Raw genomic sequence first — 15177 nt, forward strand, 5'->3', positions numbered from 1 at the left:
GGTCTGCGCCTTCGAGCAGCAGCAGCACGCTGCCTTCCGACACGTTGTCGCCGACCTTGACCTTCAGTTCCTTGACGACGCCGGCGGCCGGGCTCGGCACGTCCATCGTCGCCTTGTCGGATTCGAGCGTGACGAGCGACTGCTCTTTCTCGACACGGTCGCCGACCTTCACCGCGACTTCGATCACGGGCACATCTTTATAGTCGCCGATATCCGGCACTTTGATTTCCTGCACGCCACCGCCGCTTGCAGCCGGGGCCGCAGCGGGAGCAGGCGCAGCTTTCTCAGGTTCTTTCGCAGCCTTGGCTTCGCCCGACGTTTCCACGACGGCGATCACGGTGCCCTGCGAGACTTTTTCGCCTGCCTTGATGCGGACTTCCTTGACTGTGCCGGCCGTATCGCTCGGCACTTCCATCGACGCCTTGTCCGATTCGAGCGTCAGCAGCGACTGCTCTTTCTCGATCGTGTCGCCGGGTTTGATATTGACTTCGATGACATCGACGTCCTTGAAATCGCCGATGTCCGGCACCTTCACTTCGACGAGACTCATAGTGTCCCCTTCTCTTATTGACCGTGTTGAAAGATGAGTCGCGAAACGTTGAACAGAAGACCAGTCAGTCCCAGACGACAAAACCGGAGGCTCAATGCCGTCCGCTAAGGACGCGGCTTTCTTTTGCCTACTTTTCTTTGCAAGACAAAGAAAAGTAGGTGCCGCCCCGCACAGGGGCGACGCGTGAAGCGAGACGACAAAGCAGGTTCAACGAAAGCGCCTGATGGTCGAATCAAACATGATCACCAGGCGCCAGCGGCACAACATCAACCATCAAAGAATCACACGCCGGAAATCGGCAAGAATCGCCCCGAGATACGCATTGAAACGCGCCGCCTCGGCGCCATCGATCACGCGATGGTCATACGACAGCGACAGCGGCAGCGTCAGGCGCGGCACGAATTGCTTGCCGTCCCACACCGGCTTCATCGCGCTGCGCGACAGGCCGAGAATCGCGACTTCAGGCGCGTTGATGATCGGCGTGAAAGTCGTGCCGCCGATGCCGCCCAGCGACGAGATCGAGAAGCAGCCGCCTTGCATCTGGTCCGGCTTCAGCTTGCCGTCGCGCGCGAGCTTCGACAGCTCGGTCATTTCCTTCGCGATATCGACGAGACCCTTCTTGTCCGCATCGCGGATCACGGGCACCACGAGACCATTCGGCGTGTCGGCGGCAAAACCAACGTGGTAGTACTGCTTGAACACCAGGTTGTCGCCGTCGAGGCTCGCATTGAACGTCGGGAACTTCTTCAGCGCCGCGACCACCGCCTTGATCACGAAAGCGAGCATCGTGAACTTCACGCCCGACTTCTCGTTTTCCTTGTTCAGTTGCACGCGCAACGCTTCGAGGTCGGTGATGTCCGCTTCGTCGTTGTTCGTGACGTGCGGGATCATGACCCAGTTGCGATGCAGGTTCGCGCCGGAAATCTTCTTGATGCGCGACAGCGGCTTCGGATCGATCGGACCGAACTTCGTGAAGTCGATCTTCGGCCACGGCAGCAGACCCAGCTCGCCACCGCCTGCGGCAGCAGGTGCAGCAGCAACCGGTGCGCCGCGCTGACCCGTCATCACGCCCTTGACGAACGCGGTGACGTCGTCCTGCGTAATGCGGCCCTTCGGACCCGTGCCTTGCACGCGCGACACGTCGACGCCCAGTTCGCGCGCGAACTTGCGCACCGACGGCGACGCGTGGCTTGCGCGATGCGCGCCGCCTTCGCCTGCCTGGATCACGGGCGCCTGCGCGAGCGCGGACGGCTGTGCGGGAGCCGGCGACGGCGCAGCGGGCGCGTCCGACGGCTTTTCTTCGTGCTTCGCGGCAGCCGGTGCCGGTGCGGGCGCAGCGGCACCGCCGCCCTCGCCTTCGAGCAGCACGATCAGCGTGCCTTCCGACACGTTGTCACCGACCTTGACCTTCACTTCCTTGACGATGCCGGCCGCGGGGCTCGGCACATCCATCGTCGCCTTGTCCGATTCGAGCGTGACGAGCGACTGCTCCTTCTCGACGCGGTCGCCGACCTTCACGGCCACTTCGATGACGGGCACATCCTTATAGTCGCCGATGTCCGGCACCTTCACTTCCTGCACGCCGCCCGACTTCGCAGCGGGTGCGGGCGCCGGCGCAGCAGCCGGTGCGGGAGCCGGAGCTGCCGCGCCATTGCCTTGCGCGGGCTTCGCAGCGCCGCCTTCGCCGTCGAGCAGCACGATCAGCGTGCCTTCCGACACCGTGTCGCCAAGCTTGACCTTCACTTCCTTGACCGTGCCCGACGCGGGGCTCGGCACATCCATCGTCGCCTTGTCGGATTCCAGCGTGACGAGCGACTGCTCTTTCGTGACGGTATCACCCGCCTTCACCAGCACCTCGATTACAGGAATGTCCTTGTAATCGCCGATGTCCGGCACCTTGACTTCGATCGCTTGGCTCATTGTTTTCTGTCTCCAGGGCCGCGCGCGCCTCGCCCGCCCGCTTCGGGCGGCGAGGTGCGCATTGGGGCTCGCGGGTCGATGCCTTAGACGGTCATCGGGTTGGGTTTGGACGCATCGAGGTTGTACTTCTTCAGCGCGTCGGCCACGACCTTGCGCTCGATCGTACCCTCATCGGCCAGCGCATTCAGCGCAGCAACCGTGGTCCAGTAGCGGTCGACTTCGAAGAAGTGACGCAGCTTTTCGCGCGTGTCCGAGCGGCCGAAGCCGTCGGTGCCCAGCACGACGAAGCGTTGCGGCACGAACGCACGGATCTGGTCGACCAGCGCGCGGACGTAGTCGGTCGACGCGATCACGGGGCCCTTCGCGTCCTTCAGCAGCGTCTCGACGTGCGAGAGCTTCTTCTCGGCGAGCGGGTTCAGCAGGTTCTGACGCTGCACTTCGTGACCTTCGCGGGCCAGTTCCGTGAAGCTCGGCACGCTCCACAGATCGGCTTCGACGCCCCAGTCGTTCTTCAGCAGGTCGGCGGCAGCGATCACTTCGTTGAAGATCGTGCCCGCGCCCATCAGCTGCACGCGCGGCGCCTTCGCGTTGTCGGCGCCCTTGCGGAACGCGTACATGCCCTTGATGATGTCCTTCGCCACGTGCTCGCCCTGCGGGATCGCCGGGTGCTCGTAGTTCTCGTTCATCACCGTGATGTAATAGAACACGTCTTCCTGGTCCTGCACCATGCGGCGCAGACCGTCCTGCATGATGACGGCGAGTTCGTAGCCGAACGTCGGGTCATAGCTCAGGCAGTTCGGCACCGATGCCGCCCACAGCAGCGAGTGGCCGTCTTCGTGCTGCAGACCTTCGCCGTTGAGCGTCGTACGGCCAGCCGTGCCGCCCAGCAGGAAGCCGCGCGAACGCATGTCGCCCGCGGCCCACACCAGATCGCCGATGCGCTGCATGCCGAACATCGAGTAGAAGATGTAGAACGGGATCATGGTCTCGCCGTGCGTCGAGTACGACGTCGCCGCTGCGATCCAGTCCGACATGCCGCCTGCTTCGTTGATGCCTTCCTGCAGGATCTGCCCGGTTTCCGATTCACGGTAGAACATCAGCTGGTCGGAATCTTCCGGCACGTACTTCTGGCCGTCCTGATTCCAGATGCCGATCTGACGGAACAGGCCTTCCATGCCGAAGGTGCGCGACTCGTCCGGCACGATGGGCACGACACGCTTGCCGATCGCCTTGTCCTTCAACACGATGTTGAGGATCCGCACGAACGCCATCGTCGTCGAAATCTCGCGCCCTTCGCCCGTGCCCTTCAGCAGCGGTTCGAATGCGTCGATTCCCGGGACGGGCAGCGATTCCGCCTTCTGGCGGCGCGCCGGCAGATAGCCGCCCAGTTCCTGACGGCGGGCGCGCATGTATTCGAGTTCCTTCGAGCCTTCCTCGAACTTCAGATACGGCACGTGCGCGATCTCGTCGTCCGAGATGGGCAGGCGGAACTGGTCGCGGAAATGCTTGAGCGCTTCCACCTGCATCTTCTTCTGCTGGTGGGTGATGTTCATCGCCTGGCCGGCTTCGCCCATGCCGTAGCCCTTGATCGTCTTCGCGAGGATCACGGTCGGCTGGCCCTTCGCCTGCGTCGCCTGCTTGAACGCCGCGTAGATCTTGTGCGGGTCGTGGCCGCCGCGATTCAGGTTCCACACGTCGTCATCGGACCAGTCGGCGACCAGCGCCTTCAGTTCCGGCGTGTTGAAGAAGTGCTCGCGGACGAATGCGCCCGACTCCGACTTGTACGTCTGGTATTCGCCGTCGACGACTTCCATCATCCGGCGCATCAGCGCGCCCGACTTGTCGCGTGCGAACAGGGCATCCCAGCGGCTGCCCCAGACCACCTTGATGACGTTCCAGCCGGCGCCGCGGAACTCGCTTTCGAGTTCCTGGATGATCTTGCCGTTGCCGCGCACCGGGCCGTCGAGGCGCTGCAGATTGCAGTTGATGACGAACACGAGGTTGTCGAGACGCTCGCGGCCGGCCATGCCGATCGCGCCGAGCGATTCCGGCTCGTCCGTTTCGCCGTCGCCGAGGAAGGCCCACACCTTGCGGCCGTCCGTCTTCGCGATGCCACGCGCCTGCATGTACTTCATGAAGCGCGCCTGATAGATCGCCATGATCGGGCCGAGACCCATCGACACCGTCGGGAACTGCCAGAAGTCCGGCATCAGCCACGGGTGCGGATACGACGAGATGCCCTCGCCGCCGACTTCCTGACGGAAGTTGTCGAGCTGGTTCTCGGACAGACGGCCGAGCAGGAACGCGCGCGAGTAGACGCCCGGCGACGAGTGGCCCTGCACGAACACGAGGTCGCCGCCGTGATCTTTCGACGGCGCGTGCCAGAAGTGGTTGTAGCCGACGTCGTACAGCGTCGCGGCCGATGCGAACGACGCGATGTGGCCGCCGACGTTGGTGTCCTTACCGGCACGCAGCACCATCGCCATTGCGTTCCAGCGCGTGTACGAGCGGATGCGGTGTTCGATGTCCTGGTCGCCGGGAATCTTCGCCTGATTCGCGACGGGGATCGTGTTGATGTACGGGGTGTTGGCAGAGAAAGGCAGGTGCTCGCCATGCACGCGTGCAAATTCGATCTGCTTTTCGATGAGGTAGTGAGCGCGGTCGGGTCCGATAGCAGAAATCACGCCATCAAGCGCTTCGAGCCATTCGGCCGTTTCTTGCGGGTCGCTATCGTCTTTGGCGTTGGCGACGTATTTCAGGACTTCGTCAGGTACAGCGGACATGCTCGTCTCCTGGATATGGGGAACGCTCTGTGAACAGGCGACGCGGACGAACGACGACCGCGGCAGCTTCCGGGCGATTGTAATAAGGCCCACAACGCCTGCGCAAGGAAATTTTCAGATTACGAGAGTCTTTCTCATAATGCGAAAAATTGCTGCAACGCACCCTGGTTTGACTGGCCATCAGCAAGTACGTCGGCTAGTTTGCGCCGAATTGCGTGACTTTCATCGCTTTTTTGCGGCAATTGCGTGTCAGCCGCTGCGCTACAATGCGAGCCATGTTGACCGATCGACTTTTCGCACGCTCGGCACGCTCTGCCGGACCGTCGGCGGATTCGTCGCCTTCCCGCTGGCACCACGGACCGTGGTGGTCGAACTCCTATTTGCTGACGCCGCTCCTGTCGATCCTGGTCTTCCTGGTCGTCATGAGCCTGATTCTGTGGAGCCTGAACCGGCGCGAACAGCAGCAGCAGGAAGACACGCTGTACCGCAACGTCGCGTGGGCGCAGCAGCAGATCCGCCTGTCGATGACGGGCGCGCAGGAACAGCTCCAGGCGCTCGCGCGCGATCTCGTTTCCGGCCGCGCGGACCCGCATTCCTTCCAGGTGTCAACGGCCGACATCATGCAGGGGCATCCCGAGATCCTCTACATGAACTGGTACACCAGCGCGCAGCAGCCGCGCTGGCCGAACAACGCGCTGCCCGTGCTGGGCCAGCGCCTCGCCAAGCCGAACGACCAGCAGATGGACGAGGCCGTCAAGGCCGCCTTCGCCGAAGCGAAAAACACGCGCCGGCAGGTCTACTCGCCGCTGATGTATGACGACGTCGGCAATGGCTATATCACTTTGCAGACGCCCGTTTACCGCGACCGCGACTTTCTCGGCACCGTCGCGGCCGTGTTCTCGATCGAAGGGATCCTGAAGCGCGACATCCCGCCCGAACTGTCCGCGAAGTACAAGATCTCGATCATCGACATCAACAACCGCGAACTCGCCACCACGTCGACGCGCCCGCGCCTGCCGCGCGACGCGTACTACGACCTGCCCCTCGATCCGCCCGGCCAGGGCGTGTCGGTGCGCGTCTACGCGTATCCGCAGATGACCAACTTCACGAACAACACGCTCGTGTGGCTGGTCGCGGGTCTGTCGTGTTTCGTGCTGTGGAGCCTGTGGAGTCTGTGGAAACACACGCGCCAGCGTTTCGAGGCGCAGCAGGCGCTGTACGCGGAAGCGTTCTTTCGCCGCGCGATGGAAAACTCCGTGCTGATCGGCATGCGCGTGCTCGACATGCACGGCCGCATCACGCACGTGAACCCCGCGTTCTGCCGTATGACGGGCTGGGACGAAAGCGATCTGGTCGGCAAGAACGCGCCGTTTCCGTACTGGCCGCGCGATTCGTATCCCGAGATGCAGCGCCAGCTCGACATGACCTTGCGCGGCAAGGCGCCGTCGTCCGGCTTCGAACTGCGCGTGCGCCGCAAGGACGGCTCGCTGTTCCACGCACGCCTGTATGTGTCGCCGCTGATCGACAGTTCGGGCCGCCAGACGGGCTGGATGTCGTCGATGACGGACATCACCGAGCCGAAGCGCGCGCGCGAAGAACTCGCCGCCGCGCACGAACGCTTCACGACGGTGCTGGAAAGCCTCGATGCCGCCGTGTCCGTGCTCGCCGCCGACGAAGCCGAACTGCTGTTCGCGAACCGTTATTATCGCCACCTGTTCGGCATCCGCCCCGACGGCCATCTCGAACTGGCGGGCGGCGGCGGCTTCGACAGCTCGGCGGCCTCGTCGGATTCGATCGACATGGTCGACGCGTTCGCCGGCCTGCCCGCCACCGCGCTTACGGAAAGCACGGCCGACGCGCAGGAAGTCTATGTGCAGGGCATCCAGAAGTGGTTCGAAGTGCGCCGCCAGTACATTCAGTGGGTAGACGGCCACCTCGCGCAGATGCAGATCGCGACCGACATCACCACGCGCAAGCAGGCGCAGGAACTCGCGCGCCAGCAAGACGAGAAGCTGCAGTTCACGAGCCGCCTGATGACGATGGGCGAAATGGCGTCGTCGCTCGCGCACGAGCTAAACCAGCCTCTCGCAGCCATCAATAACTATTGCTCTGGAACCGTCGCACTGGTTAAATCTGGTCGGACAACTCCCGACAACCTGCTACCTGTGCTCGAAAAGACGGCGCAACAAGCCGTACGGGCCGGCATGATCATCAAGCGCATCCGCGAATTCGTGAAACGCAGCGAACCGAAACGCCAGGCCACCCGGGTCTCCGACATCGTCGCGGACGCCGTGGGCCTTGCCGAGATCGAAGCGCGCAAGCGCCGCATCCGCATCGTGACGGACATGCGCTCGCGTCTGCCCGTGATCTATGTCGACCCGGTGCTGATCGAACAGGTGCTCGTCAACCTGCTGAAGAACGCGGCGGAAGCCATGCACGACGCGCGTCCCGACGCCGTCGATCCCGTCATCCGCGTCGTCGTGAAGCTCGATTCCGGCTTCGTGTGCATCAGCGTCGTCGACCAGGGTCCGGGCGTCGACGAAGCCACGGCCGAACGTCTCTTCGAACCGTTTTACAGCACCAAGTCCGATGGCATGGGCATGGGGCTGAACATTTGCCGTTCGATCATCGAATCGCATCGCGGACGCCTGTGGGTGGTCAACAACGTCGAGTCCGACGGCCACATCACGGGTGCCACTTTCCATTGCAGTCTGCCTATTGGAGAGCCTGACGGCCCGAGCAACGGCGGGTCCGAGGCGCCGACACCACAAACCGTTACGGGAGAGCTATGAACACCCCAGTTACCACACAGGAAACCGTGTTTGTCGTCGATGACGATGAAGCGGTGCGAGATTCGCTGCGCTGGCTGCTGGAGGCGAACGGCTACCGCGTGCAGTGTTTCTCCAGCGCCGAGCAGTTCATCGACGCATGGCAGCCGCATCAGCATCCCGGCCAGATCGCGTGCCTGATTCTCGACGTGCGCATGTCGGGCATGAGCGGCCTCGAACTGCAGGAGCGCCTGATCGCCGACAACACGCTGCTCCCGATCATCTTCGTGACGGGTCACGGCGACGTACCGATGGCCGTGTCGACGATGAAGAAAGGCGCGATGGATTTCATCGAAAAGCCGTTCGACGAAGCCGAACTGCGCAAGCTCGTCGAGCGCATGCTCGACAAGGCACGCAGCGAAAGCAGCAGCGTGCAGCAGCAGCGCGCCGCCGCCGAGCGTCTCGGCAAGCTCACCGCACGCGAGCATCAGGTGCTCGAGCGCATCATCGCGGGCCGCCTGAACAAGCAGATCGCCGACGACCTCGGCATCAGCATCAAGACGGTCGAAGCGCACCGCGCGAACATCATGGAAAAGCTCAACGTGAACACGGTGGCCGACCTGCTGCGTCTCGCGTTGTCCAACAAGCCGCAGCCCGCGCAATAAGACGCGTCGCTGCCGTCATCGCGTGATGGCCGCGACCCTCCGCCCGCGCTTCAACGCGCGCGGGCGCATGAGGCTATTGGCGCCGTCCTGACGCCATCACGCGGCGCTGCGCTCGCAGCGCCCGCATCGCTCCTCCTCGCCCGCCCCCGCCTGCCCGGCTATCCGTCCGCGCGTCGCGAGCATTTCATTAGCGCTCCAAACTGACTTGCATTGTGCAGCGAACTGCAACGATGCATCGAGCATTCCTGCCCACCATGCGACGCAGATGACTCTTGCGCGTCCCGCCCACTTCCATTATCAGTCGCGATACACGGACGCCCGATCGGCGCTTCATCGCACAACACTGCGCCGCAGCCGCTGCGCGCGCAACGCAGCATGGAGGTTTTCATTGTGAAACGTTACGGCCCCTACAGACCGCGCACCTGGCTCATCTGCGCGGCGCTTGCAGGCTTTCCGCTCGCTGCGGAATTCGTCGTGCCGGCTGACGCCGTCGCGCAAACGCCCGCGAAAGTCTCGAACCAGCAGCTCGATGCACTGACTGCGCCCATTGCGCTCTACCCGGATGCGCTGCTCGCCCAGGTGCTGATGGCATCGACGTTCCCGCAGGATGTCGAAGCGGCCGCCGCGTGGTCGAAAGCGAATTCGCAATACAAGGGCGACGACGCGGTGAAGGCCGTGGCCTCGGAGCCGTGGGACCCGAGCGTGCAGTCGCTCGTCGCGTTCCCGCAGGCGCTCGCAACGATGGCATCCAAACCCGACTGGGTCCAGCAACTCGGCAACGCGTTTCTCGCGCAACCCAACGACGTGATGGACTCGGTGCAGCGGCTGCGCAAGCAGGCGCAGTCGGCGGGCAATCTGAAATCGAGCGAGCAGCAGAAAGTGATCGTCGAGCAGAGCACGATCCAGATCCAGCCCGCGAATCCGCAGGTGGTCTACGTGCCGACGTACAACCCGACTGTCGTCTACGGTACGTGGCCCTATCCCGCCTATCCGCCCGTCTACGTGCCGCCGCCTCCCGGCTACGCGATTGCGTCCGGCTTCATGACAGGCCTCGCGTTCGGCGCGGGCGTGGCCGTCGCCAATTCGCTGTGGGGCGGCTTCAACTGGAACACGCATGACGTCAACATCAACGTCAATCGCTACAACAACGTCAACGTCAATAACCGGATCAGTTCGAACACGGCTACGGCGAACTGGAACCGGAACGCGAACGTCAACCGCAACAACGCCAACATCAATCGCAACAACGCGAACCTGAACAACAGCAATCTTGCTGCGCAACGCGACCAGTATCGCGGGCGCGACGCGTCGCGGGCGCAGGCGCAGCAGACGCTGCAGAACCGCACCGGTCAGAACCTGAGCGGCAATGCTAGCCAGCGCGTGCAGAACATCCATCAGGGCGGCGCCAACGCCGGCGAGGTCCGCAACAGCGCGCAAAACCTGAACCGCGACAACGCGTTGCGGGGTTCCGGCGACGCCGCGGGCTCGCGTCAGGAACTGCAGCGCGGTCAATCGAGCCGGCAGTCGCTCGCGGAAAGCGGCGGCGCGAACAACCGGCTCGGCGCGGGTGGCGGCGGACAGCAGTTCGAGGGCCGCCAGGCAGGCGGCGGCGCGGGCCATGCTGGCGGATTCCAGGGCGGTGGTGGCGGTGGCAACTTCGGCGGCGGTGGCGGATTCCACGGCGGCGGTGGCGGCGGATTCCATCGCCGCTAGACGACTGCTCGACACCTTCATCATGCATGTGGCTGGCGCGACATGGGACAGCCTCGCTGTAGCCCGGATGCCAGCCGACAGGAGATCCACATGAACCGCAACCCGACTCGACCCGCAACGCGCGCCCGGCTCGCCTTGAGCGCCGTGGCTGCCGCGACGCTGCTCGCCATCGCACAACACGCTGCCGCGCAAACCGTCTACCCGACGCCCGATGCCGCCGCCGAGGCACTCGTCAACGCGCTCGCGACCAGCGACCATCCGGCGATGGAAAAGGTGCTCGGCAAGAATTACGGCCGCTACATCCCGACCACGAACATCGGCGAGGACGACATCTATGCGTTCCTCGGACAATGGGCAAAAGGCCATCGGATCGTCGACGATCCGGCGCCGCGCAAGGGCCGTAAAAGCGTGCACCTCGCCGTCGGCGACGGTGGCTGGACGCTGCCCATTCCGATCGTGCAATCGGCGCGCGGCTGGCAGTTCGATACGCCCGCCGCCACCGACGAGATGCTGACGCGCCGCATCGGCCGCAACGAACGCGCAGCGATACTGACCTCGCTTGCGTATGTCGATGCGCAGAACGACTATCGCGGCCAGATGCAGCATTACGCGCAGAAGCTCATCAGCTCGCCCGGCCAGCACGACGGACTGTACTGGCCGACAGCCGAAGGCGAGCCCGAAAGCCCGCTCGGGCCGCTCGCCGCGACGATGCCGCATCAGATCGCGCCCGGCGAAGCGTACTACGGCTATCACTACCGGATCCTCACATCGCAGGGATCCCATGCCGATGGCGGTGCGCAGAGCTACCTGCAGGACGGCACGTTGTCGAAGGGCTTCGGCCTCGTGGCGTGGCCCGCCGAATACGGAAAGACGGGCGTGATGAGCTTCATCGTCAACCAGAGCGGACAAGTCTACGAGAAGAATCTCGGGCCGCAGACGCCGCGCGCCGCGGCCGCGATCACGTCGTTCAATCCCGACTCTTCCTGGCAGGCGACGCAGCCCTGAACGTGAACTGAGCGCCCACGCGCCGTGTTGCGGCGGCTGTGTGTCGCCGGCCGTGCGCCGGGCGGCCCACGTCGCGCGTCATGGGTTCTTATCGCCGGTCGCCATCCCTTGGGTCCCCTCGACGGTATAATGTCGACCTTCGCTGCGGCGCGGTTTTCGCGCCGTGCGCTTTCCGGCATGCGACCCGTTCCAGCCTTCGAGCGCCATCCGTGCGATTCGCGGCGTCCGCCTACGGCGCGCGCCGCGAACGCATGCGCAGCACGCACAACGCGCGGCATGCGCGGCAACGTGATCACACGCCCTGCGCCTGCCTGCCCCGCCGCATTCCGAAACGCCCATTCTCGACCGACCATGACAGCCAAACTGATCGACGGCACCGCCCTTTCCAAGACCCTGCGCGCCGACGTCGCCACACGCGCCGCCGCACTCACCGCCCGCGGACATCGGCCCGGTCTTGCCGTCGTGCTCGTCGGCGACAATCCGGCGAGCGAGGTCTACGTCCGCAACAAGATCAAGGCTTGCGAGGACAACGGACTCTTCTCGTCGTATGACCGCTACGCCGCAACGATGACGGAAGCCGATCTGCTCGCGCGGATCGACGAACTCAACCGCGATCCGAAGATCCACGGCATTCTCGTGCAACTGCCGCTGCCTGCGCACATCGACAGCCACAAGGTGATCGAGGCGATCGCACCCGAGAAGGACGTCGACGGCTTTCACATTGCGAACGCCGGCGCGCTGATGACGGGCAAGCCGCTGTTCCGCCCGTGCACGCCCTATGGCGTGATGAAGATGTTCGAGGCTTACGGCATCACGCTGAAGGGCGCGAACGCCGTGGTGATCGGCCGTTCGAACATTGTCGGCAAGCCGATGGCGATGCTGTTGCTCCAGGCGGACGCGACCGTTACCGTCTGCCACAGCAAGACGCGAGACATCGCCGCGTTCACGCGTGACGCGGACGTCGTCGTGGTCGCCACGGGTCTGCGCAACACCCTGACGGCCGACATGGTAAAGCCGGGCGCGACCGTGATCGACGTCGGCATGAACCGCGACGACAACGGCAAGCTGTGCGGCGACGTCGATTTCGCGAACGTCAAGGAAGTGGCCGGCCATATCACGCCCGTGCCGGGCGGCGTCGGCCCGATGACGATCACCATGCTTCTGGTCAACACGATCGAAGCGGCCGAGCGCGCCGCCGGTCACGCCTGAGCGAGGCACTGAGCGCGCGTCACGCGCGTTCTCGCCTGAATTCGTAACGCCCCCTCCCGCCGCCCGGACCGTACCGACGATCCGGGCGCGTCATCCGCACCTTCGCGGACACCATCCCTTCACCTTCACGCCGTCCGCTGCCCCGCCCTCTGCTTCTGGTACAAATAGGGCTGGCCCCGCTACGACTGCGCGCGAGCGGCAGTTCTGATAAGTTGTTGCGCAACCGGTGGCCATTAGCTGAGTATCGGCTGACTATTGCCTCGATCAAGCGGCCCGCGACTGGAAATGGCGAACTGCGCCCCAATATGCGACGTGCAGGGCGCCGGCATGATCTACGCGCGCCGCTCCCGTTTCAGACCCGGACGGACGTTTCGCCGGGCCTCCATTTACCGCGTCAGACAGGAAGCATCATGTCCACATCTCAATCGACATCCGACAATCCGCTCCTCGATTTCTCCGATCTGCCGCGCTTTGGCGAGATCCGCCCCGAACATGTGACGCCTGCCCTCGATGTGCTGCTCGCCAACGCGACGGCGGCCGTCGAACGCGCAGCCGAGCCTTCGACGCCCGCATCGTGGGCCGACGTCGTCGAGCCCGTCGAACGCGCGACGGAACCGCTGTCGCGCGCGTGGGGCGTGATCGGCCATCTGAATGCCGTCGCCGACACGCCGGAGCTGCGTGCCGTATATGGCGAGAACCTGCCGCGCGTGACGGAGTTCTGGTCGAGCGTCGGGCAGAATCTCGCGCTCTACGAAAAGTACAAGACGATCGCCGCGAGCGACGATTTCGAATCGCTGACTGGCGAGCGCAAGAAGATCCTGAACAACTCGCTGCGCGACTTCAGGCTGTCGGGCGCTGAGCTGCCCGAAGATCAGAAGCCGCGTTTCGCCGAACTGCAGGAACGTCAGGCCGCGCTATCGAAGGCGTTCTCGGATCACGTACTCGATGCGACGAACGCGTATGCGTATATCGCCGAAAACAAGGACGAACTGGCGGGCCTGCCCGAAGACGTGATCGAAGCCGCACGCGAAGCGGCCGAGCGCGAAAGCAAGAGTGGCTGGAAGTTCACGCTGCATTTCCCGTCGTACTTCCCGGTGATGCAGTACTCGGAAAACCGCGCGATGCGCGAGACGATGTACCGCGCCTATGTCACACGCGCTTCGGAACTCGGGCCGCAATACGGCAAGGGTAACGCCGACTGGGACAACACGGCGAACATCGCGGAGAACCTGAAGCTGCGCGACGAAGAAGCGCACATGCTCGGGTACAGGAATTTCGCCGAGGTGTCGCTGGCGCCGAAGATGGCGGAGTCGCCCGAGCAGGTCATGGCGTTCCTCGAAGACCTCGCGACGCGCGCGCGTCCGCACGCCGAGCACGACTGGACCGAGCTGCGCGAGTTCGCCGCAAAAGAGCTTGGCCTGAGCGAACTGCAACCGTGGGACATGGCGTTTGCCGCCGAGCGTCTGCGCCAGAAGCGCTACTCGTTCTCCGAAAACGAAGTGAAGCAGTACTTCCCGGAAGACATCGTGCTCAAAGGCCTGTTCAAGGTCACGGAGACGCTGTTCGGCGTGAAGATCCGCCACGACGAAGCGGCGACATGGCACCCCGACGTGCGCTTCTTCCGCGTCGAGAATCAGGACGGCGGCCTGGTCGCGCAGTTCTATCTCGACCTGTATGCGCGCGAAGGCAAGCGCGGTGGCGCATGGATGGACGACGCGCGCTCGCGCCGCAAGCCCGTGACCGGCGCGGTGCAAACGCCCGTCGCGTATCTGACCTGCAACTTCTCTGCGCCCGTCGGCGGCAAGCCCGCCTGCTTCACGCACGATGAAGTGATCACGCTGTTCCACGAATTCGGCCACGGCCTGCATCACATGCTGACGCGCGTCGACGAACTGGGCGTGTCGGGCATCAACGGCGTCGAATGGGATGCCGTCGAACTGCCTTCACAGTTCATGGAGAACTTCTGCTGGGAGTGGGACGTGCTGAGCGACATGACGCAGCATGTCGACACGGCGAAGCCGCTGCCTCGCGATCTGTTCGACAAGATGCTCGCCGCGAAGAATTTCCAGAGCGGTCTGGGCACGCTGCGCCAGATCGTGTTCTCGATGTTCGACATGAAGCTGCACGTGGACTTCGACACGTCCGGTGCGAAGAGCGCGAACGATCTCGCACGCGAGATCAACGAGCGCTTCCACGTGATTCCGCAAGTAGCGTTCTCGCGCTGGCCGAACACGTTCAGCCACATCTTCGCGGGCGGCTACGCTGCGGGTTACTACAGCTACAAATGGGCCGAAGTGCTGTCCGCCGATGCGTATGCCGCGTTCGAAGAAGCGGCGCAAGCGGGCAAAGGCAGCGTGCTCGATGCGGCAACGGGCACGCGTTATCGCAAGGAGATTCTCGAAGTGGGCGGCAGCCGTCCCGCGATGGAATCCTTCAAGGCGTTCCGCGGACGCGAGCCGAACATCGATGCACTGCTGCGTCACAACGGCATGACGCCGGGTTCGGCGCCGGACGCAGCGCATTGATGCAGCGCTGATTCTGCGACCTGCGTGCCGAAGCGCCAG

9 protein-coding genes are annotated in these 15177 nt (G+C 64.1%); 6 read left to right on the plus strand and 3 right to left on the minus strand.

The features are described 5' to 3' along the window. The 3 genes from G3N95_RS36175 to aceE all read right to left on the minus strand — a co-directional run. On the minus strand, positions 1 to 550 hold a 550-nt coding region (locus tag G3N95_RS36175), incomplete at its 3' end, for a biotin/lipoyl-containing protein (RefSeq protein WP_346778437.1). Positions 551 to 823: 273 nt separating this feature from the next. After that, on the minus strand, positions 824 to 2470 hold the full coding sequence (gene aceF, locus G3N95_RS36180; protein WP_205974883.1) for a dihydrolipoyllysine-residue acetyltransferase: 1647 nt from the start codon (positions 2468 to 2470) through the stop codon (positions 824 to 826). 83 nt (positions 2471 to 2553) lie between these two features. Then, entirely contained in the window at positions 2554 to 5253 is a 2700-nt protein-coding gene (gene aceE / locus G3N95_RS36185) for a pyruvate dehydrogenase (acetyl-transferring), homodimeric type (protein WP_205974884.1), read from the minus strand. A 275-nt stretch (positions 5254 to 5528) separates the two neighbouring features. On the opposite strand from aceE, the gene fixL reads away from it, so the two are divergent. The 6 genes from fixL (at position 5529) to G3N95_RS36215 (ending at position 15138) form a co-directional block, all read left to right on the plus strand. Then, positions 5529 to 8045, plus strand: a complete 2517-nt coding sequence (fixL, locus tag G3N95_RS36190) for an oxygen sensor histidine kinase FixL (protein ID WP_041763425.1) — start codon at positions 5529 to 5531, stop codon at positions 8043 to 8045. Then, positions 8042 to 8686: an oxygen response regulator transcription factor FixJ gene (fixJ, locus tag G3N95_RS36195; RefSeq protein ID WP_012400866.1), complete on the plus strand. Its 645-nt coding sequence runs from the start codon at positions 8042 to 8044 to the stop codon at positions 8684 to 8686. The genes fixL and fixJ overlap by 4 nt, the downstream gene beginning before the upstream one ends. 390 nt (positions 8687 to 9076) lie before the next feature. Next, positions 9077 to 10399, plus strand: a complete 1323-nt coding sequence (locus tag G3N95_RS36200; RefSeq protein WP_346778438.1) for a DUF3300 domain-containing protein — start codon at positions 9077 to 9079, stop codon at positions 10397 to 10399. A 90-nt stretch (positions 10400 to 10489) separates the two neighbouring features. Then, the gene (locus G3N95_RS36205; RefSeq protein ID WP_205974886.1) at positions 10490 to 11404 is read left to right on the plus strand and encodes a DUF2950 domain-containing protein; all 915 of its coding nucleotides are present in this window, start codon (positions 10490 to 10492) and stop codon (positions 11402 to 11404) included. Between the two features lie 351 nt (positions 11405 to 11755). After that, positions 11756 to 12613 (plus strand): bifunctional methylenetetrahydrofolate dehydrogenase/methenyltetrahydrofolate cyclohydrolase FolD, encoded by an 858-nt coding sequence (gene folD / locus G3N95_RS36210; RefSeq protein WP_205974887.1) that lies wholly within the window; start codon positions 11756 to 11758, stop codon positions 12611 to 12613. A 410-nt stretch (positions 12614 to 13023) separates the two neighbouring features. Then, positions 13024 to 15138 carry a M3 family metallopeptidase gene (locus tag G3N95_RS36215; protein WP_205974888.1) on the plus strand — a complete coding sequence of 705 codons (2115 nt, stop codon included), beginning with the start codon at positions 13024 to 13026 and terminating at the stop codon, positions 15136 to 15138. Positions 15139 to 15177 lie beyond the last annotated feature (39 nt).

This window comes from Paraburkholderia sp. Tr-20389, assembly GCF_017104565.1.
In the GTDB taxonomy this organism is placed as follows: Bacteria; Pseudomonadota; Gammaproteobacteria; order Burkholderiales; family Burkholderiaceae; genus Paraburkholderia.